Annotated in this window: 20 protein-coding genes; 4 read left to right on the top strand and 16 right to left on the bottom strand. The window is 55.8% G+C overall.

What is annotated here, in order from left to right; genetic code table 11:
* The 4 genes from ctaD to J2S62_RS07225 form a co-directional block, all read right to left on the bottom strand.
* On the bottom strand, positions 1-1,701 hold the full coding sequence (ctaD, locus tag J2S62_RS07210; protein WP_310173070.1) for an aa3-type cytochrome oxidase subunit I: 1,701 nt from the start codon (positions 1,699-1,701) through the stop codon (positions 1-3).
* Between the two features lie 5 nt (positions 1,702-1,706).
* Positions 1,707-2,681 carry an aa3-type cytochrome oxidase subunit II gene (ctaC, locus tag J2S62_RS07215; protein ID WP_310173072.1) on the bottom strand — a complete coding sequence of 325 codons (975 nt, stop codon included), beginning with the start codon at positions 2,679-2,681 and terminating at the stop codon, positions 1,707-1,709.
* Between the two features lie 159 nt (positions 2,682-2,840).
* Positions 2,841-3,230: a HesB/IscA family protein gene (locus J2S62_RS07220; RefSeq protein WP_310173075.1), complete on the bottom strand. Its 390-nt coding sequence runs from the start codon at positions 3,228-3,230 to the stop codon at positions 2,841-2,843.
* Between the two features lie 63 nt (positions 3,231-3,293).
* Positions 3,294-4,718: a M20/M25/M40 family metallo-hydrolase gene (locus tag J2S62_RS07225; protein WP_310173078.1), complete on the bottom strand. Its 1,425-nt coding sequence runs from the start codon at positions 4,716-4,718 to the stop codon at positions 3,294-3,296.
* A gap of 90 nt (positions 4,719-4,808) precedes the next feature.
* Between J2S62_RS07225 and J2S62_RS07230 the strand changes: the two genes are divergently transcribed.
* Positions 4,809-5,357 (top strand): DUF3043 domain-containing protein, encoded by a 549-nt coding sequence (locus J2S62_RS07230; RefSeq protein WP_310173081.1) that lies wholly within the window; start codon positions 4,809-4,811, stop codon positions 5,355-5,357.
* Here the strand turns inward: J2S62_RS07230 and J2S62_RS07235 are convergent.
* Positions 5,354-6,451 (bottom strand): quinone-dependent dihydroorotate dehydrogenase, encoded by a 1,098-nt coding sequence (locus tag J2S62_RS07235; RefSeq protein WP_310173084.1) that lies wholly within the window; start codon positions 6,449-6,451, stop codon positions 5,354-5,356. The two genes, J2S62_RS07230 and J2S62_RS07235, sit on opposite strands and share 4 nt — an antisense overlap.
* 72 nt (positions 6,452-6,523) lie before the next feature.
* On the opposite strand from J2S62_RS07235, the gene J2S62_RS07240 reads away from it, so the two are divergent.
* The gene (locus tag J2S62_RS07240) at positions 6,524-7,492 is read left to right on the top strand and encodes an alpha/beta hydrolase (protein ID WP_310173087.1); all 969 of its coding nucleotides are present in this window, start codon (positions 6,524-6,526) and stop codon (positions 7,490-7,492) included.
* On the opposite strand, the gene J2S62_RS07245 is transcribed toward J2S62_RS07240, so the two are convergent.
* The 10 genes from J2S62_RS07245 to hrcA form a co-directional block, all read right to left on the bottom strand.
* Positions 7,482-8,264, bottom strand: a complete 783-nt coding sequence (locus J2S62_RS07245) for an isoprenyl transferase (protein WP_310173090.1) — start codon at positions 8,262-8,264, stop codon at positions 7,482-7,484. The two genes, J2S62_RS07240 and J2S62_RS07245, sit on opposite strands and share 11 nt — an antisense overlap.
* A 12-nt stretch (positions 8,265-8,276) precedes the next feature.
* Positions 8,277-9,059 carry a DNA repair protein RecO gene (recO, locus tag J2S62_RS07250; protein ID WP_310175774.1) on the bottom strand — a complete coding sequence of 261 codons (783 nt, stop codon included), beginning with the start codon at positions 9,057-9,059 and terminating at the stop codon, positions 8,277-8,279.
* On the bottom strand, positions 9,052-10,779 hold the full coding sequence (leuA, locus tag J2S62_RS07255; protein ID WP_310175776.1) for a 2-isopropylmalate synthase: 1,728 nt from the start codon (positions 10,777-10,779) through the stop codon (positions 9,052-9,054). The genes recO and leuA overlap by 8 nt, the downstream gene beginning before the upstream one ends.
* 318 nt (positions 10,780-11,097) lie before the next feature.
* Positions 11,098-12,048 carry a GTPase Era gene (era, locus tag J2S62_RS07260; RefSeq protein ID WP_310173094.1) on the bottom strand — a complete coding sequence of 317 codons (951 nt, stop codon included), beginning with the start codon at positions 12,046-12,048 and terminating at the stop codon, positions 11,098-11,100.
* The gene (locus J2S62_RS07265; RefSeq protein WP_310173096.1) at positions 12,045-13,319 is read right to left on the bottom strand and encodes a hemolysin family protein; all 1,275 of its coding nucleotides are present in this window, start codon (positions 13,317-13,319) and stop codon (positions 12,045-12,047) included. Before J2S62_RS07265 ends, era begins: the two co-directional genes overlap by 4 nt.
* A 5-nt stretch (positions 13,320-13,324) precedes the next feature.
* Entirely contained in the window at positions 13,325-13,801 is a 477-nt protein-coding gene (gene ybeY / locus J2S62_RS07270) for an rRNA maturation RNase YbeY (RefSeq protein ID WP_310173098.1), read from the bottom strand.
* A gap of 5 nt (positions 13,802-13,806) precedes the next feature.
* Positions 13,807-14,796 (bottom strand): PhoH family protein, encoded by a 990-nt coding sequence (locus J2S62_RS07275; RefSeq protein WP_310173100.1) that lies wholly within the window; start codon positions 14,794-14,796, stop codon positions 13,807-13,809.
* A 122-nt stretch (positions 14,797-14,918) separates the two neighbouring features.
* A complete protein-coding gene (locus J2S62_RS07280) occupies positions 14,919-15,671 on the bottom strand; it encodes a 16S rRNA (uracil(1498)-N(3))-methyltransferase (protein ID WP_310173104.1) in 753 nt (250 codons plus the stop codon).
* The gene (gene dnaJ / locus J2S62_RS07285; protein WP_310173106.1) at positions 15,668-16,804 is read right to left on the bottom strand and encodes a molecular chaperone DnaJ; all 1,137 of its coding nucleotides are present in this window, start codon (positions 16,802-16,804) and stop codon (positions 15,668-15,670) included. Before dnaJ ends, J2S62_RS07280 begins: the two co-directional genes overlap by 4 nt.
* 81 nt (positions 16,805-16,885) lie before the next feature.
* Entirely contained in the window at positions 16,886-17,899 is a 1,014-nt protein-coding gene (hrcA, locus tag J2S62_RS07290) for a heat-inducible transcriptional repressor HrcA (RefSeq protein ID WP_310173108.1), read from the bottom strand.
* A 157-nt stretch (positions 17,900-18,056) separates the two neighbouring features.
* Between hrcA and J2S62_RS07295 the strand changes: the two genes are divergently transcribed.
* Positions 18,057-18,905: a DUF3097 family protein gene (locus J2S62_RS07295; protein WP_310173110.1), complete on the top strand. Its 849-nt coding sequence runs from the start codon at positions 18,057-18,059 to the stop codon at positions 18,903-18,905.
* A 122-nt stretch (positions 18,906-19,027) separates the two neighbouring features.
* The gene (locus tag J2S62_RS07300; RefSeq protein ID WP_310173112.1) at positions 19,028-19,417 is read left to right on the top strand and encodes a DUF4870 domain-containing protein; all 390 of its coding nucleotides are present in this window, start codon (positions 19,028-19,030) and stop codon (positions 19,415-19,417) included.
* A 12-nt stretch (positions 19,418-19,429) separates the two neighbouring features.
* Here the strand turns inward: J2S62_RS07300 and hemW are convergent, their stop codons facing one another.
* The gene (hemW, locus tag J2S62_RS07305) at positions 19,430-20,683 is read right to left on the bottom strand and encodes a radical SAM family heme chaperone HemW (protein ID WP_407649923.1); all 1,254 of its coding nucleotides are present in this window, start codon (positions 20,681-20,683) and stop codon (positions 19,430-19,432) included.
* Between the last annotated feature and the right edge of the window lie 2 nt (positions 20,684-20,685).

Genomic DNA, 20,685 nt, shown 5'->3' on the forward strand with positions numbered 1-20,685 from the left:
TCATGCACCTGCCTTCGTAGTCATTTGTTCACGCCGGTCCAGCGGTATCAATTCTGGGTGATGCAAGTCCAGAGCCGGACGTTCCGAACGAATGCGTGGCAGAGCGTGGAAGTTGTGACGTGGTGGTGGGCAAGAGGTAGCCCACTCGAGTGAGCCACCGAAGCCCCATGGGTCGTCGACAGTGACTTTCTTGCCATACCGGGCGGTGTAGTAGACGTTCCACAGGAACGGGATGATGGACGCACCCAGCAACATTGACGACACCGTCGAGAACTGGTTCATGAGGGTAAATCCATCTTCAACCAAGTAGTCAGCGTAACGACGTGGCATACCCATGACACCCAACCAGTGCTGCACAAGGAAGGTTCCGTGGAAACCGATGAACAGCATCCAGAACTGGATCTTGCCCCAGGTCTCGTTGAGCATCTTGCCGGTGAACTTTGGCCACCAGAAGTAGAAGCCGGCGAACATCGCGAAGACAACGGTACCGAAGACGACGTAGTGGAAGTGAGCAACTACGAAGTAGGTGTCAGAAACCTGGAAGTCCAGTGGTGGAGAGGCCAGGATAATACCGGTTAGACCACCGAACAGGAAGGTCACCATGAACCCGAGGGTCCACAACATCGGTGTTTCGAAGGTGATCGACCCTCGCCACATGGTTCCGATCCAGTTGACGAACTTCACGCCGGTGGGCACTGCAATGAGCATGGTCATCAGGGAGAAGAACGGCAGCAGTACCGAGCCGGTAACGTACATGTGGTGTGCCCACACGGTCATCGACAGTGCTGCAATTGCGGCGGTCGCAAAGACCAGTGATTTGTAACCGAAGATTGGTTTGCGTGAGAACACCGGGATGATCTCAGAAACGATACCGAAGAATGGTAGAGCGATGACATAGACCTCCGGGTGACCGAAGAACCAGAACAGGTGCTGCCAGAGAATAGCTCCACCGTTTTCTGGGTCAAAGATGTGGCCACCAAAGCGGCGGTCAAGCCCGAGCCCGAAGAGTGCTGACGCAAGCGGTGGGAACGCCATCAGGATCAGAATACCCGTGATGAGGGTGTTCCAAGTGAAAATCGGCATACGCCACATGGTCATACCGGGTGCACGCATGGAGATAACCGTGGTGATCAGGTTGACGCCACCAAGAATGGTACCGAAGCCCTGGAGACCAAGACCGAAGACCCAGAGGTCTCCACCGATACCCGGCGAATAGGTCGCATTCGAAAGTGGTGCGTAGGCGAACCACCCGAATGATGCTGCACCCTGTGGGGTGAGGAAGCCTGCGGTTGCGATGAGTGAACCAAACAGGAAGAACCAGAACGACAGTGCGTTAAGACGTGGGAACGCCACATCAGGTGCACCAATCTGTAACGGCATAATCACGTTGGCGAACCCAATAAACAATGGGGTCGCAAACATCAACAGCATCAGTGTGCCGTGCATGGTAAACAGCTGGTTGAACTGTTCTTTAGTTTGCAGAACCTGCATACCTGGTTCGAACAGCTCGGCACGAATGATCAACGCCATGACACCGGCGAGACCGAAGAAGATAAATGACGTGATCAGGTACATGTACCCGAGCGTCTTGTGGTCAGTCGAGGTCAGCCAATTAACGATGACACGGCCTTTAGAAGCCGGCACCACCTGTGGCCGTACACGCGACCGAGAGTCGTCTTGTGTGTATTCGTAAGTAGTCATGTACTTTACTCCTCGATCCGTTGTGGATCGCCCAAAGGTACCTCTTGGTCAAGCTGACCTTCAGGGTTCTCGTTCGGGTTACGGTTTAGTTCCGCGCCCGAGAGACCTTCTGGAAGCTGACGAATCTGGCTGAGGAACTCGGCTTCTTCAACAACTTCAACATTGAAGAGCATCTCAGAGTGGAATTCACCACAGAGTTCTGCACACTTACCCTGGAAGTGTCCGGTCTCCCCCGGGGTGAGGTACAAACGGTTTGTTTGTCCTGGGACCATGTCCAGCTTCTGCAGGAAGGCAGGCACCCAGAACGAGTGGATAACGTCGCGTGATTTCAACTGGAATTCCACCGGTACATCAACTGGCAGGTAAAGCGTGGGAAGTGTCTGCTCGACGCCCTCTTCACCGGTCAGCTGGCCCTGAATACCGTATAGGTGGCGTTCTTCCGTCTGCCCATCCGGTGTGGTGTATTCGTAGTCGAAGTCCCATGCCCACTGCTTGCCGTGCACCGTAACGACCAGTGGTGAATCTTCCACTGGGGTATTGATGGTGCGCTCAACACGGTCAGTGAAGCCCCACAGCGTAAGAACCAAAATAATCGGAACCACGGTGAACATGGTTTCCATTGGGACGTTGTAGGCAAGTTGACGCGGGTAGCCTTTGTCGCCCTTGCGGCGACGGTAGGCGATGGCAACCCAAAGGATCATCGCCCAGGTAATGACACCAATCACAAGGGCGGCTATCCAGCTGCCAACCCAGAGGTTGGTAAGGATCTCATTGTGATTAGTAGTCTCGTTGGATCCGGGATACCAGCCTCGCCTTGCTTGTTCAGAACACGCAGTTAAGAACAGCAAAGCCGTAGCGCCAATGACTCCCCCCTTTAGGAGTCTTTTGCCGCGGCTGCCGGCTCGTTGTAGCAGTCTCACAGACGGCCCTTCCTCTTCTTTGTCCAGTGCGAGTGTTTTGCTTTGAGTCTCCAGAGCCATCTCATGACGCTCTGAGATTTAACACAGCAAAACAACTTTGGCTGAGTACTACCTTAGTGCTTTTTTGTCACCAAATGTGGACCATGACAGCAAAACGGCGAGTCAACGTTAAATGTGACGTTGGCTCGCCGTGATGCGATTTTTTAATGTGAAATCCGTCTAGTGGAACGAGTCCCCACATGCGCAGGAGCCTGCAGCTTGCGGATTGTCGATGGTGAAGCCGACTTTGGTAATTGAGTCTTCAAAGTCAATGGAGGCGCCAGCCAAATATGGCACGGACATTTTATCTACGATGACTTCAACGCCGCCATAATTCTTGACAGCGTCACCATCTAGGACGCGTTCGTCAAAATACAACTGGTAAATCAATCCGGAGCAGCCTCCGGGCTGGACAGCAATACGTAAACGAAGGTCTGGCCGTCCTTCTTGTTCTAACAGGTCCCGGACTTTCTGGGCTGCTTCATCAGATAGCTCTACGTCATGGGTCGGCAGGCCATCGGCGGGAGCTGCTTGAGGCAGCTGCTCGGCGATATTGTCGGTCTGTGTCATCGTTTTCTCCTCTGAAATGTAACACCGGCGTTCAACAGGTAGGAACAGCGTAGTGGCTACTCTTTATTCCACAACGTCATAGGCCATTCTGGCAAGTAGTAGTACTTCTGCTTCAATCGCATGGCGTAATACGGACAAGTCTAGCGATTCGTTGGGGGCGTGGGCTCTGGTGTCTGGATCCTCAATGCCTGTCAACAGAATCTCAGCCTCGGGATACACGGCGGCCAGTTCTGCCACAAATGGGATCGAACCACCCAAGCCAATTTCGATAGCTTCGCTCCCCCAGGCGTCGGTTAAGGCTTGTTTCATCATGCGACTATACGGCGCACCACCATCAACGACGAAAGGCTTTCCCGCCTCACCCGGATAGGTTTTCACCGTAGCTCCGAAGTTGTCCATGGCCTCAATATGATTGGTCAATGCACTCATGGTTTTCTGCGGATCCATACCTGGCCCGAGCCGCAGTGAAAACTTGGCACTTGCAGTATGGACGATGGAATTTGATGCCTCCGAGATACGTTTCGTATCGATGCCAATAATATTGAGCGCCGCCTTGTTCCACATGCGATCGGCCAGAGTCCCCTTGCCTGCAAGTCGGAAGCCTTCAACGGCTCCGGTTTGGCTCCGGTAGTCATCTTCATCGTAGACAACCTCAGCCCAGCGGGATTGCTCCAGTCCGGGAATCGCAAGCTCCCCATCTGGCGTATGCAGCTGCGCGATGATTCGAGATAACACCGTGATGGCGTCTAGCATCGGTCCCCCGAAAAGTCCCGAATGTACTGGATGCTCTGCGACGGTCACTTCGATGACCCCGTCGAGTAGTCCGCGCAGTGAGGTGGTCAATGCGGGCACGTCAGTGGACCAGTTCGCCGAGTCTGCCACGATGATCGTATCGGCTTCCAGGAGTTCCTTGTGGCGGCTTAAAAACTGCGAGAAAAACGGGGACCCTATCTCTTCTTCCCCCTCAATGAACACGGTCAGACCGAGTCCATGGTCGGCACCAAGCAACTCCTCGAGAGCCTGAATCGCTGCGTAGTGGACCAGTATGCCGGCTTTATCATCCGCGGTCCCTCGTCCATAAAGCCGCCCGTTGATTTCGGTTGCTTCCCAGGGGTCGGTGTTCCAGGCGGCGCGGTCGCCCACGGGCTGAACATCGTGGTGGGCATATAACAAGACCGTTGGCTTGTTGGCGGCGGAGGGTCGGCGACCGATTATGGCGGGGCCGGAAGCGGTGCCATCAGAACCGTGTTCCGTAAGCTGCTGAAGTTCCTGGAGTCCCAGCTTCTGCAGCAGCGTGACCACCGCGTCGGCGGAAGCTTCTAGCGGTGCGCGCTCGTAGCCCTCAAAAGCAAGCGATGGGTAGGTGACGAGGTGTTTGAGTTCAGCAACGATGTGCGAAAAACGATGCTCAACCCACTCTTTGACAATTTCAACAAAAGCAGCGGAATACGGATCTAGTCGTGTACCTGCGGGGAATGCATCGTTCATAGTCCATAGCGTACTCGGGATGACAGCGCTGAGGGAACATCTAGAATAGAGCCAGATAACCCGTCCTCAAGAAATAACAGAAGAGTAGAGATGACCGCAGAAGACCAGGATTCGGACCAGATCGGCACGCCAGGCAAGGGCCGCCCCACGCCAAAACGCCGTGATCAGGAAGCCGCCAATCGTCGTCCGTTGATCGCTGATGATCGTAAAGTCGCACGTCAGCAACAAAAGCAGGCAGTCGCAGAGGAACGCGCCCGAATGCGACGCGCCTTGGAAACCGGCGAAGAACGCTACCTACCACCACGAGACAAGGGGCCGCAGCGCCGGTTTGCTCGCGACTACGTCGATGCCCGCTGGGGTCTTGGTGAGTGGCTCATTATTGGTGTGCTGATTTTCTTAGGACTCAGCTTTATTCCGACGCCGACCATGCAAATGGCTTCGACGATCGGGATGTTGATCTTTGTTTTCCTGGTCATCTTCGAAGGCTTTTGGGTAGGCCACCAAGTCCGCAAGCGATTGGAAGCCAAGTTCGGGCAAATGGAGCCTGGAACACGCTGGTATGCTGCGATGCGTTCCACCCAGATGCGGCGGATGCGTCTGCCTCGCCCGATGGTCAAGCGCGGGGAATTCCCGAGCTAACGTTGCTGCAAGGCCGCGTTGATGCGTCCCGCCCACAACGGGCCCTCGTACAGAAACGCGGTATAGCCCTGAACCAACGCTGCGCCAGCCTCAAGACGCTCGATCACGTCGCTGCCCGTCGTCACGCCGCCGACGGAAATGATGCTGGCATCGGTCAGGTGCTGGGCTAACAACCGCAGAACTTCCAACGACCGCGCAGCTAGCGGAGCTCCGGACACTCCCCCAGCGCCGAGTGCCTCGACTTCGGTCGGTGTCGTGGTCAGCCCATCACGCGAGATAGTTGTATTCGTTGCGATCACACCGTCTAAACCAAGTTCGGTGACCATCTCTGCGACCGCCACAACGTCCGCGTCGGCTAGATCAGGAGCGATCTTGACCGCCAGCGGCACATGCCGACCGGTGACGGAATCTGCGGTCTTGGAAACTGCCGCCAATAAGGGGGCCAACGATTCGATGGCCTGAAGTTGGCGTAGGCCCGGAGTGTTCGGACTGGAAACATTAACCACTAAGTAGTCAGCATGGCGAGCCAACAGCCGGGTGGATAATAGGTAGTCCTCCCCCGCATCCTGTAGCTCGACCGTTTTCGTCTTGCCAATGTTGACGCCGAGGATGGGTCGATCAGCGCCGAACCGACGTGTGAGGACTTTCCGGGTATGCGCCAAGCGCGGCGCGATTCGCTGAGCCCCATGGTTGTTGAAACCCATGCGGTTGACTAAGGCTTTGTCCTTGGGAAGTCGAAAGAGGCGCGGTTGCGGGTTGCCGGGCTGCTCTTGTCCAGTGATGGTCCCGACCTCGATATGGCCAAATCCGAGTTCAGCTAAAGCCGCTGTGCCGATCCCGGCTTTGTCAAAGCCTGCGGCTAGTCCAAAAGGTGACGGAAAAGTCAGTCCCATGGCTTGGGTCCGGAGGCTGTGATGCGGGCGGAATGCTGCTCGCAGTAGCCGTGAAGCACCAGTCTTTTCTGCCGCGCGTATGGCACGAAACCCAATCTCGTGTGCACGCTCAGCATCCATGTCCGCAAAGACCGTGTTAAAAACGTGTGGATACAGCGATGGTTTCTGGCCGGCAAGACGTGCAGCAATTAGGTTGGTCATAGATTGTAGTCAACCACACGGACGATTAAGGTCGACCACTGTGCATGGATTTTGTCATATTTGGAGGGGTGAATGCACTACGGACTGCTGCAGGATACGCCCCCTGGCGAATGGGTGCCCGATGTCTTGGAGGGCTTTTCGCGTCGTACCATCCATTTAGGTGAGGACCATGAAGGACCGTTGTCGGCCACACTGGTCCGCCATGACGCAGCCGATGGAGTTCCGGTGCTGTATATCCACGGTTGGTCAGACTATTTTTACAACACCGAGCTGGCTCAAGCGGCAGCGGAGTGTGGTTACAAGTTCTACGCCTTGGATTTACGCAAGTATGGGCGGTCATTGCGCGAATACCAGACCCCCGGTTATGTTGATGATCTCGCCGTATACGATGATGATATTGGCTCAGCCCTTGCTATTATCAAGCTGGCCCATCCAGGATATATACCGGCCATCATTGCTCACTCCACCGGTGGTCTCGTTGCAGCCCTGTGGGCAGACCGTCATCCGCAACAAATAAGCACCCTTGTGCTCAATGCTCCCTGGCTATCGCTGCAGGGCAACACCTGGCTTCGCAGTTTTGCGAATACGGTGGCCGACCCCTTATGGCGAAGCAGGCCGGAACGAAGGCTCCTTTTACCGAAGGTGGATTTTTTCTATCGCAGCATTTCAGCGACCGAACACGGCGAATGGGTGTTGCATCCCTTGTGGCGACCGCGCTACGCATTCGATATTCGGGGCGGGTGGCTATCAGCGATCTTGGATGGTCACGCTCAGGTACGCAAGGGATTAACCATCGATGTGCCAGTGTTCGTGATGACCTCAACGGCGTCGTATTTTGCACCGCGGTATTCGGTGCAGATGCAACGAGCCGATAGCGTCATTGATGTCGAAGACACCGTCCACCAGGCGGTTGATCTCGGTGAGACGGTAATGATTCATAAGATCCGTGACGCCTTGCACGATGTATATGCCTCCGCCCAGCCGATCCGGCAGAAAGCATTTGATGCCACATTCGCCTGGTTGGACTACTTTAGCCGCTAGATACTGGAGTATCCACTGCCCCACCGTAGCGACGGTCACGTGAGGCGTAGAGTTCCACGGCATCCCACAGGGTTTTGCGGTCTACATCCGGCCACAGGGTGTCGATGAAGACCATCTCGGCATAGGCCGATTGCCACAATAAGAAATTCGACACCCGTTGCTCCCCTGAGGTGCGCATAAAAAGGTCCACGTCCGGCACGTCCGGTAGTCGCAAATGCTCGGCAATGCTCTTTTCCGTGATTGATTTCGGGCTGAGCTTACCCGCAGCCACTTTGGTAGCGATCGCCTGCACGGCGTCAGCAATCTCCGCTCGTCCGCCATAGTTCACACACATGATGAGATTGGTGCCGGTATTGTGCTTGGTGAGTTGTTCTGCTGCTTGCAGTTCTCTAATCACCGATTTCCAGAGACGTGGTGTTCGGCCATTCCAGCGTACTCTGACACCCCACGAGTTCAGCGTGTCGCGCTGGCGACGTAAGACATCCCGGGAGAATCCCATCAGAAACGCCACCTCGTCGGGGGAACGTTTCCAGTTTTCGGTTGAGAACGCGTAGACCGAAACGTACTCAATGCCCATCTCCACGGCACCTGCCATGACGTCCAACAGTGCTTGCTCCCCCGCGCGGTGGCCCTCAGTTCGAGGGAGGCCTCGTTGATTAGCCCACCGTCCGTTACCATCCATCACGATACCGATGTGACGGGGCAGAAACTTCTGATCGATAGCGGGCATCACGTAACCGGCAGGATGCGGCTGCGGGACTTCATACGGCATGCGTTCCTCCTGTTAGCCCTGCTCCATGACGGACAGTGACTGCAAATTCTTTTCTAGATGGTACTGCAAATACTGCGCGACGAAGCTTGTGGCTTGGCGGATCTCACCATTTTGAGCGCCTTCGATGGCCGGCCAGTTACCGGCCAAGAGAGCCGATAGCAGCGCAACGACATCGTCGGGAGCGTAGGTGGTTTGGGGTGGTGCGCAATCGTCGCATACCACGCCGCCGAGGGAGACCGACAGCCAATTATGCGGCCCCTCGATGCCACATTTACTGCATTCGTCAAAAGTTGGCGCCCATCCTGCGATCGTCAGCGCGCGCAGAAGGTACGAGGTCAACAACATCTTGGGCGCTGCTGCCCGGCGCGCTAACGCAGCGATCGCCCCGTGGAGCAATTGGTAGTGTGCTGTCCCACCGGCGACGTCTTCATCGCGGGTAAGTTGTTCTGCGGTTTCAACCATGGCTGAAGCCGCACCGAAACTGTCATAGTCATTGGTGAGCATCATGCCGTAGGGGTGAATCGTTTCGGTTTGAACGATAATATCCATATTCCGGCGTGGTACGAGCTGCATACGGGTGTGCATGAAGGGTTCCAGCGTCGAACCAAATTTCGAACTCGTCCGGCGCACGCCTTTGGCGACCGCCCGGATTTGACCTCGTTCAGCGGTCAGTACGACGATGATCCGATCGGCTTCGGCGAGTTTATAGGTGCGCAGAACAATCCCGCGGGTCCGGTAGCTTTGAGAAATATAGGTAGCGGACCCGCGAGACTTTTTCCGCGGTGTCTTATTCAGTGGAGACGGTTACCTTTTCATCGCGCATGTATCGATTAACCGCCGAGGTAACTGCCTGCAGGGAAGCAGTGGCAGTATTATGATCCAATCCGATGCCCCACAGCACACGATCACCAATCGCAGCTTCCACATAGGCTGCGGCCATGGCTTCGCCGCCTTCAGTGAGCGCATGTTCGGTGTAGTCGAGGACCCGCACGTCGACGCCGGCTTCGTGGAACATTTTCACCAACGCGGAGATGGGGCCATTACCGGTGGCCGTGCGGGTGACAATCTCTCCGTCACGCTCCATCTGTACTTCCATCCAGAAATCGCCATCCTCGGTGGTCGACGATGTCGATGAAATCAACTGGTAACGACCCCAGCGTTGCTGTGGGTCATCGGTGGGAAGGTATTCGTTAGAAAACACATCCCACAGAGTTTCTGATGAGATCTCCCCACCATGGGTATCGGTGTACTCTTTGATGACGGCCGAGAATTCGACCTGAGCGCGACGCGGCAGATCCAGGTTGTGGTCGGCTTTGAGCATGTATGCGACCCCGCCCTTACCGGACTGGGAGTTGACCCGAATGACGGCTTCATAGCTGCGACCGATGTCTTCTGGGTCCACGGGCAGGTATGGGACACCCCAGTCCAAGTCTTCAGTCGTGACCCCTGCGTCAGCAGCGCGGGCATCCATATCCTCGAATCCTTTTTTGATGGCATCTTGGTGAGAACCAGAAAATGCCGTGAACACGAGTTCGCCTGCCCACGGTGAACGCTCGTGGACCTTCATCTGGGTCGCGTACTCATAGACTTCCTGGATGCGATCCATATTCGAGAAATCAATTTCGGGATCAACACCCTGGGTGTAGAGGTTCATGCCCAAGGTGACGAGGTCAACGTTGCCGGTGCGCTCGCCATTGCCAAACAGGCAGCCTTCGATCCGGTCGGCTCCGGCCATGTAGCCCAACTCGGCTGCCGCCACGCCACTGCCTCGGTCATTGTGCGGGTGGAGCGACAAGATGATGGCATCGCGGTTATCGATGTTTCGGTGCATCCATTCGATCTGATCGGCGTACCGGTTGGGTGTCGACATTTCGACGGTGGCCGGCAGGTTCAGGATCATCTGCCGGTCGGTGGAGGCTTCTAACACTTCAGCGACCCGATTCGAGATGTCGGCAGCAAAGTCCAGCTCGGTGCCGGTAAAGGACTCGGGAGAATACTGATAAATAACTTCGGTGTCGGTGAGCTGTTCTTCGTATTTGCGGCACAACATCGCGCCGCGCGTGGCGATATCGATGATGCCGGATTTCTCTTCCCGGAACACCACGCGACGCTGCAAGACAGAGGTGGAGTTGTACAAGTGCACGATCGCACGCGGTGCGCCCTCAATCGCTTCGTAGGTGCGCTCAATGAGGTGCTCACGAGATTGGGTCAGCACTTGGATGTGCACGTCTTCTGGAATGCGGTCTTCATCGATGAGTTGACGAACAAAGTCGTAATCAGTTTGCGAAGCCGAGGGGAACCCAACTTCAATTTCTTTGTAGCCCATTTCGACCAGCAATTCGAACATGGCCATTTTCCGGGCCGAGTCCATGGGGCTGACCAGCGCTTGGTTGCCATCCCGAAGATCTACTGCACACCAGCGTGGAGCCTGGGTGATGACTTTATCCGGCCAGGTGCGGTCTGGCAGGTGCACGTCGAGTTGCTGTTCGAAGGGCACGTATTTCTTATAGTTCATGCCGGAAGGCTGCTGAAATTTACGCAAAGTGTATTCCTCATTCTATGACTGCCTGGTCCCGAGACGAGTTTAGTGGACCAATACTGACAAACCGGTCTATGAGAGTTCATGTCGATCCGGTGGCAGGCCGTGAGATTCGCTCCGTAACGGGGTCCGACCCTACCTGGTGGCGTTCAAGGCGTGTGCTTGAAGAACCTAGGCCCCGCTACGGCACGGTAGTAGAAGAAGACCTAGTAGAGCACCAAAAAGCACACGGTGAAGACCGTGGACGGGGGCGCTCTGAATGCGATGCATGGTGTTTAGCCTAACAGTACTGACCTAAAACCCCAAACGGTTCATATGCTTGGGGTTACGCTGCCATTCTTTGGCAACTTTCACCACCAGGTCAAGATACACCGGGGTGCCTAATAGCTTTCGGATGTTCCTCCGTGCTCGCTGGCCGATGGCGCGCAACTGTTGGCCACCCTTGCCGATGATGATGCCTTTTTGGCTATCTCGCTCTACATAAATTTCAGCGTAAATATCTGTGATCGGTTCGTCTTCGGGTTGCCCCTCACGTAAGCCCATCTCAGTCACGACTACCGCCAGGGAGTGGGGCAGCTCATCGAAAATATCTTCGAGCGCTGCTTCCCGAATCAGCTCAGCGACCATGATGTCATCCGGTTCATCGGTGACCTCGCCGTCTGGGTAGAGTGCCGGTGAGGTAGGTAAGTACTTGGTCAAGACATCGAGCACCGTGTCGACCTGCACGTCGCCTTTAACCGAAACCGGAACGATTTCGGCGAATCCTTCACCAGTTTCTGGAGTGAGCAGTTCTTCGCCAAGTTGTTGGACGGCGATGAGCTGGTCGGCCAACACTCCCCGAGTGACAGTGTCGACCTTCGTGACCAAAGCTATGACCGGAATGTTGTGCAACCCGGCAAGCTGTTCGGTGATGAACCGATCCCCCGGCCCGATCTTTTCGTTTGCCGGGATACACAGCGCCACCGCATCCATCCCCGATAATGTTTCGGCCACCAATTCGTTGAGGCGCTCCCCTAACAGAGTTCGGGGACGATGCAAACCGGGAGTGTCCACGAGGATGAGCTGATAATCATCAGTGGTTACAATACCGCGAATGACTCGCCTAGTGGTTTGTGGCTTGGAGGAGGTAATGGCTACCTTGGAACCAACCATGGCATTTGTCAGCGTGGATTTGCCGGCGTTTGGTCTGCCGACAAGGCTGACGAACCCGGAACGATAGTGTTCCGGATAATCGGTTGACATCATGATGTGGTCTCCTCGGACGGGGCGTGAATGGCGACGCGGATGGTGTCTACCCGATTTCGTTTGCCGGCCAGTGAGGCAACAGTCAACGTAAGGTTCTCGATCTCGGTCACGGATCCTTCAATGGGAATCTTACCCAAAGATTTGGCAAACAATCCGCCAACAGTATCTACGTCTTCGTCATCCTCCAAGAAGATGTTGAAAGCCTCGTAGAAATCGGTGACCGACATGGACGCGTTGACCAGATATTCGCCATTTGGCTGTGGAATGACGTCGGCGATTTCGGCGTCATCGTATTCATCCGAAATTTCACCGACGATCTCTTCGATGAGGTCTTCTAGGGTGACCAAGCCTGCGGTGCCACCGTATTCATCCACGACGATCGCAGCGTGGATGGCTTCGCTTTGCAACTCTTGGAGTAAATCCCACACCGATTTCGATTCCGGAACCACACGGATTTCGCGGGCCAGCGCATTGACCTCATCCTTGGGACCGAGACGGTAGGTGTGCAACGCCCGGACAATATCTTTGAGGAACACAATGCCTAAAACATCGTCGGGGCTGTCTCCGATCAGCGGGATACGTGAGTAGCCGGAGTCGATAAAGACTTGGATCGCGGTTTCCAGGGTCGTGTCTGAATCTAACCACACCACATCGGTTCGCGGGACCATGATGGCGCGGACTAGGGTGTCGTCCATTTCGAAGACCGACTGAATCATTTCCGCTTCGTCGTCTTCCAATACATCGGCTTTCGAGGCTCGTGAAACGTATTCGCGGAAATGCTTTTCTTCCAGGTCGGGCTCGTCGCCGATGTTGTCGTCTGCTGCTTCAGGGTCTCGAATAAACAGGCGAGGTATCGGGCCGAGGATGACAGTCAATAAGCGTACTAACCATGCGGTGCTCTGGGCAGCCACTTCGTAGTGTTTGGCACCCAAACGCACCGGGCTGCGCATGGAGCTGAGCAGGGTGATCACGGCCATGACCACTATCCCACCGGCTGCAGCCAGCCACACGTTATCGACGAAAAAGTCAATAAAAACCGTAATGAGCACTGCGGTCGAAGCCAGCAGCACGGCGTTCCAGAAGCGTACGGCCAACTGATGTTCTGCTAGCCGTTCCATGATCGTCAGCACCGGGTTGCTGGGGCGTTTGGCCACGATGGCTTCGGCTTCCCGCGACGACAGATAATCGAATGCGGTTTCGGCAAAGGACAAGGTCCACGTGAGCGCGTAACTCAGGAGGGACAGGAGGGCCAGGGTGATCGGTACAGCCACGGTGGTTATGCTCCGTCGTTATGCAATTGTGGTGGTGTGTACCCAAGAAATTGCTCTAGTAGTTGGTTTTGCGTGGTAAACATCTGGTGCTTTTCATCGTCATCGTGGTGGTCATAGCCCAGCAGATGCAACAGCCCGTGAGTCACAAGCAGTGCGATTTCATCGGCAACACTGTGGCCGCCACGTTGAGCATGATCGGTGGCTACTTCCGGGCTGATCACGATGTCGCCCAGCAGTCCCTGTGCCGGTTCTTCCTCAGTGCCGGGACGCAGCTCATCCATAGGAAAGCTCATCACGTCGGTGGGACCTTCAAGTCCCATCCATTCTTGGTGGAGTTGACTCATTGCCTCATTGTCGACGAACACGATCGCGAGTTCCGCATCGGGGGCGATGTTCAGTTCGGAGTACAGGTGTTTGCCCAGGCTGATGAGACGCTGAATGTCAAAGTCGTAGGAGGTTTCGTTGAGAACTTCGATGGCCATAATTTCTATCGGTTTCGATTCCTACCGGACCGCTGCGGCCGGGTGGGTTCTGGCTGGTGACGGTCATACGCATCGACGATCTTGGACACGAGGTTGTGCCGGACCACATCGGATGATTTCAGTTCAATAATGGCGATATCGTCGATGTCGGCTAAGAAGTCTACGGCTTGTGCCAAACCTGAGTCGGTGCCGCGGGGCAGATCAACTTGTGATGCGTCGCCGGTGATGACCATGTGGGAGTTGAAGCCGAGCCGGGTGAGAAACATCTTCATCTGCTCGGCTGAGGTGTTTTGGGCTTCGTCGAGGATAATGAACGCATCGTTGAGGGTGCGACCGCGCATGTAGGCTAGCGGCGCAACCTCGATGGTGCCCACTTCGATCAGATGCGGGATGGTTTCTGGTTCGACCATTTCGTGGAGTGCATCGTAGAGAGGCCGCAAGTAGGGGTCGATTTTTTCGCTTAAGGTGCCGGGCAAATAGCCCAGCGATTCGCCGGCCTCAACTGCTGGGCGAGTCAAAATGATGCGATTCACCTGGCGTGTTTGCAGCGCCTGGACTGCTTTGGCCATGGCGAGGTAGGTTTTACCGGTTCCCGCGGGGCCAATACCGAACACCACCGTGTGGGTATTGATCGCATTCACGTAGGCTTTTTGATTTTCGGTTTTGGGCCGGATTTTCTTGCCCTGAGCAGAGACAATCATTTCTGCCGGCAGTGTCGAGGTGTCGTGTTGTTGCAGGGTGCGAATCCCCGCGATGGTGGCTTCGATAATTTCGGGCCCGACCGTCGTCCCGGCCCTGGCCACGGTTTGCAGATCGTGGACGATTTTGACAACTTCAGCGACGTCTTCAGGTGCGCCCTCAAGTTCAAGTTGCTGGTCACGGACCAGCAGTTTCATCGTTGGATACACGCCCTCGACGACACGAAGCAGCATGTCTTGTGGGCCAAACGTTTGCACCATATCGGTCTGGGAGGTAAAGGTGATGGTTTGGCTCATGCGATGAGTATCGGTTGGTTCTGTCAGGTCTACTCCATAAATACGATGTGCTGTGTCACTAGTCTAAGCGGTGGTCGCACCGTGGTCTATCTTTCTGGTGCACTGTCGGCGGCCGGGCAGGATCACCACCGGTCAAGAAAGTGGTTCAGTAAGGCTATCGCCACAGGCCCAGCCGTGGAGGCCCGCATCACGGTGGAACCAAGTTGAACGGTATTGCCGCCGGCCTGTTCTACTGCTGCTAATTCTTCTGGCGAGACGCCACCTTCGGGACCAACTACCAGATGCAGGTCAGCCAGTGTCTTCGGCAGGGCTTCGACCACCTCTTGCATGGTTGACCGGGCATCTTCGTGCAGGACCACTAGATGCTGATTGTCGCCCGGCGCATGAAGTTCCGAAATCCCGGTGCCTTCGACGGCAGGCCGAAGGGCCGGTATGAAAGCGCGCCGGGATTGCTGGGCTGCGGCATGGAGCTTCGCCTCCCATTTGGCGCGCATTTTTGCTGCTCGTTCAGGACGCATTCGCACGATCGAGCGCTGGGCTTGCCACGGTGTGATCGCATCGACGCCTACTTCGGTGGCCATTTCCACTGCCATGAGGTCCCGATCGCCTTTGGCCAGTGCTTGTACCAGGTTGATCCGCACGGCTGGGCTGGGTTGGACTTCGACCGTCTCGACGATTATGCCGGCCGACTGCGGGTCAGCTGAGGTGATGGTGCCGTGTGCTAATGTACCGGCCCCGTCGGACACCATGAGCAGATCCCCCAGGCCCAACCGCTGGGAGCGGATCGCATGAGCTGAAGTCGCAGCGTCCAGATAGACAGCGTCTCCTGGAGCCTTGCCCGTCACGTCCGAACTATAGAACAGCGGGCGTGTCACGATTCATCGTGGGAAAACATGTTGTCGAATCCGGATTTGAGGCGAGAGAAAAAGCCCCGGGATTCGACTTCACCGTTGGCCACGTCTTCGGCACGCAATTCGGCCAATTGCGTCAGCAGGTCGCGCTGTTCGTCAGTTAGGCGGGTTGGAGTAGCAACGTTGAGGGTGATTTTCATATCACCGCGGCCGTTGCCCTGGAGCCTTTTTGCGCCGAGATTTTTCAACGTGACCACATGTCCCGACTGCGTGCCGGGTTCGATGGTGAAAGCCTGTTCTCCGTCGAAAGTATCCACGGTAATTTCGGTGCCCAATGCGGCAGCGGTCATGGGCACGGTCATCGTGGCGTGCAGGTTGTCACCCTGGCGAGTGAAAATGTCGTGTTCCCGGACGCGAATCTCGAGGTAAAGATCGCCGTTCGGGCCACCGGCCACTCCGGCCTCGCCGCGGCCGGCAAGTTGGATGCGGGTACCGTCACGGACGCCGGCAGGTACTTTGACCGTAAAGGAAACCCGCTCGCGGACGCGTCCCTGGCCAGAACATTGGCCACAAGGATCGGTAATGACGTCCCCAAAACCGCGGCAGGTTGGGCAGGTTTCGGTGGTCATCATGCGACCCAGAATGGAATCGACGGGACGAGAAATCTGTCCAGCACCACGACACGTTGTACAGGTTTCTGGATGCGTACCAGGTTCCATGGCCGAGCCTTCACAGCGTTCACATCGCACCGCGGTTTCGACCTCAATGGTCTTTTCTGTACCGAAGACCGCTTCTTCGAGATCGATATGTGTCGCGATCAGGGCATCTTGTCCACGACGGGCGCGGGACGCCGGGCCACCACTTCCACCACCCCCGAAGAACGTTTCAAAGATGTCGGAGAACCCGCCGAATCCGCCGGCACCACCAAAGCCTGCCTGACGGCCATCTTCGTGGCCGGTCGCGTCATAATTTCGACGCTTTGTACTATCCGAGAGCACTTCGTAGGCGTGAGTAACGGCTTTGAACTGTTCAGAGGCTTCTTCGGAAGGGTTGTGATCCGGGTGCAATTGACGGGCCTTTTTGCGGTAGGCCTTTTTGATTTCTTGTTCTGTGGCGTTACGGTCAACACCCAGGATCTGGTAATAATCTTGTGCCACTTGTTGGTCGAGTTCCTTTCAGTTCAAGCCTGTCTGCCTGAAACCGTTACATGGTCGAACGTCTATTATCGCGCCTATAGGCTAACTTGACAAAATCCGTGATAAGTATCGTGCGATCGCCCGTACCGCTGACATCGTCGAGGGGTAATCCATGCGGGTTGGACCCACTACACCGATCTTGGCGGCATCTCCTGGCCCGTATCCTGCGGCCACCACCGAGGTGTCCCCTAGTGAACCGAAGTTCTCATCACCGATACGTACCGATACCCCGTGCGCGTCTTGTTCCATTTCTGTCAACAGTTTCAGTAAGACTACTTGTTCTTCCAGGGCTTCAAGAATCGGACCGATGGAAGAACCGAAATCTTGTGGAGACCGGGCGAGGTTTGCTGTGCCGGCTAGCATAATACGGTCACGATGACCTTCTTCTGCTAACAATTGCAGGGCACGCCCTAGAACTTCAGCCAACGTTTGATCTTCGCGTGGGATCACCGTGTGAATCTGTGCTAGCGCTTTCGTCATCTCGTAAGGGCTGACGTTATCCAGATACTTCATAAATACCTGGGCGAGAACATCAAGCCGCTGCTGATCAACGGGTTCATTGACATACACCACACGCTGATCAACCCGCCCGGTCGACAGGATGAGTACTGCCAACATCCGGTCTTCAGACAAGATGACAAACTCCACCCGACGGATCACTGACGAGTCCATTTGGGGGTATTGCACTACGGCAACCTGACGTGTCAGCTGCGATAGTACCTGGACGGTCGAGGCCATGACGTCGTCAATATCGTCGGCATTATTGAGCAGCGTGGTCACCGCACGTCGTTCGGCGACAGACAAGGGCCGAACCTCTGAGATGCGGTCAACGAAATAGCGGTACCCTTTATCCGTGGGGACTCGCCCCGAGGAGGTGTGCGGCGCTTCAATCAGGCCCTCGTCTTCGAGTGCGGCCATGTCGTTGCGAACGGTTGCCGATGACACGCCCAGATCGTGGCGTTCCACGAGAGCTTTCGAGCCGACCGGCTCCCGGGAGGCAACATAGTCTTCCACGATGGCTTGCAAAACTTTCATACGCCGTGGCTGGTCAGTCATCCACCCTCCCCAAAAAAATTAGCACTGTAGACAGTTCAGTGCTAATGCTAGCCGGAAACTGTCAGGGATTACAGAATGACTTGCTGGTTCTTCGCTGTTGACTGATCAGCCTTTGATAACCTCAATTGAGCACTCGAGCAGAAAGAGATCTTAGGCTATGAATTGGGACCAGTGGGGACCATCCGAGACTGTCGGTCGCCCGGCCGTTACCGCCCCGAAAAAAGTAGCAGCGGCCAGAGGGTTAGTCGTTGAGGATGCGACTTCGGGCTTTACCGGGGCGGTCGAGCGTATTGAGAAATCCGGCGGGGTTCACCTCGTAGTGTTAGCAGGGCGCCGAGACCGGCGACGTTCTTTCCCATTGGGGCTGGGCTTTATGATTGACGGTCAGCCCGTCGAACTTGTCGTCCCCTCTCCGGCCCGCCAGTCAGCACCGCAGCGCACCGCCTCAGGTTCTCGGGCAGTCGGAACGCAGCGCGCAAAAGTCGCCAAAGCATCGCGGATCTGGGTCGAGGGTGTCCATGATGCCGAATTGGTTGAAAAGATTTGGGGGGAGGATCTGCGCGTAGAAGGCGTGGTAGTAGAACCCTTGCACGGGGTTGATGATCTGGCCGAGGCCGTCCGCGCATTCCAGCCAGCAACACGCCGTCGCCTGGCGATCTTGCTAGATCACCTCGTGTCGGGGTCGAAAGAGGAACGCTTGGCAGCACAGGCCATGCAGGTTGCAGGCGCCAAAGACAACGTGCTGATCGTAGGTCACCCGTATGTGGACATCTGGCAAGCAGTGAAACCTGAGGTGATAGGGATCAAAGCCTGGCCGAAGATTCCACGCAGTGAAGACTGGAAAACCGGGATGCTTGCCAGGTTGGGTCTCCCCCATAAAACCCCGGCGGATATCGGGCGGGGTTGGAAGACCATCCTGGCTCGAGTTAAGAATTTCACTGATCTTGAGCCCGAGCTTTTGGGCAGGGTTGAGCATATGATTGATTTCGTGACAGTCCACGATTAGCTGAATAGCTCTGACTCGCTCATAGATGTCAGGCCAGCCACATAATCGGGTTTAGACTGGTGATTGTTTGCTATGATCAGCCGGGTTACTTCCTGCTGAATGAAACGTAAAGGATGCTCGCCGTGTCGCAATCCCCTGGCACCTCACAGAATGGCCCCGGTTCCACCACTCGTGGTCCCCTGACGCCATCTGAAGACCGCCAATGGGCAACAGTTGCTCACTTTGGTGCGTTCCTGGGATTTGTCCCCTCACTTGTGGTGTTCATCGTGTTTCGCTCTCGCGGTCCGTTTTCCGAACAAGAAGCCAAGGAAGCGTTGAACTTCACCTTGCCGCTCACCGTCGTGGCGATTGCCTTCAATATTTTGGCGTTTTTGCCCGTAATGGGCGCGATCTTCGGTGTGGTTGCAGTATTGCTCTGGCTGTTCATGACGATCTCAGGAGTCATTGCGGGTATCGAAGTTAATAAGGGACGTCCTTATCGCTACCCGTTCAATCTCCGTATTATTCGATAGCCTGACTCGGTGCTAAAAACCGGCCAAGCGCCGGGTGATGGCATCATCGAGGAGGCGGCCGCGCAAGGTTGGGACAATGCGTCCTGCTTCCAGAGCGTCGGGTTCAATGAGACCTTGTGTTGCTAAGAGCTGGGTTTCAGTCATCGCATGCTGGGCGGCATGGCGAGGTTGATCTGCTAATACCGCGGTATCGAGCCCTTCAGCCAACCGGACTCCCAGCATGATTTTTTCTAATAATCGAGCATCTGCATCCGGTATCTCATGTCCGATGGCCGGGGAAATATTTTCCAGCACTCGAGAGGCATAGGCCGCCGGGTGTTTGGCGTTCCACCAGCGGAAACCGGCCATGTGTGAATGAGCACCGGGTCCGATCCCCCACCAATCTTGGTCTCGCCAGTAGGCAAGGTTGTGCTGCGACTGGTGAATGCCTTGATTGTCGGGATCGTACGCCCAGTTGGAGATCTCATACCAGCGGTATCCTGCATCGCTGAGCCGTTGCTCGGTGGCAAGATACTTATCCGCCTGGTCGTCGGGATCGGTATTCGGGTAGACACCGCGCCGTATCTGAGCGGCAAGCTTGGTGCCCTCTTCCACGATCAGGCCATAAGCCGAGACGTGGTCCGGTCGGAGTCCCAGGACGGTATCCAATGAACGTTGCCAGTCTTGTAATGATTCTCCGGGGGTACCGAAGATGAGATCTAGCGATAGCTCGAGATGTGCTTCCCGGATCCATTGGGTTGCTGAGACCACATTGTCGGGGTTGTGGGTGCGTTCTAGCACCTGTAATACGTGAGACACCGAGGACTGCATGCCCATGGAAATCCGGTTGAACCCACCTGCAGCAAGCTCTTGTACGACCTGTTGCGTTACGGAATCTGGGTTGGCTTCGGTTGTGATTTCTGCACCTGGTTGGATGCCGAAAAGTTGTCCGGCCCGTTCCAGAATGGCGTTGAGATCTTCAGCGGGCAATAAGGTCGGGGTACCGCCGCCGAAAAAGACCGAATGTAAGGGACGTGGCACGATACCCGATCTGTCGAGGGTATCCGCGGCGAATTCAAGTTCTTTGATTGCCGTCGATGCATAACTATCGTGCGAAGCCCCCGGCCCTAGATCCGGTGATATATACGTGTTGAAATCGCAATAACCGCAGCGTGAGAGACAAAACGGTACGTGAACATATAACGAAAACGTCCGATCCGTGGCCTGCACTGCTTCGGCGACGAAGTCAGGTAGGACATGGGCGGCGGGAGCATCAGTGTGGTTCAAGG

It is taken from the genome of Enteractinococcus fodinae (assembly GCF_031458395.1).
GTDB lineage: Bacteria > Actinomycetota > Actinomycetes > Actinomycetales > Micrococcaceae > Yaniella > Yaniella fodinae.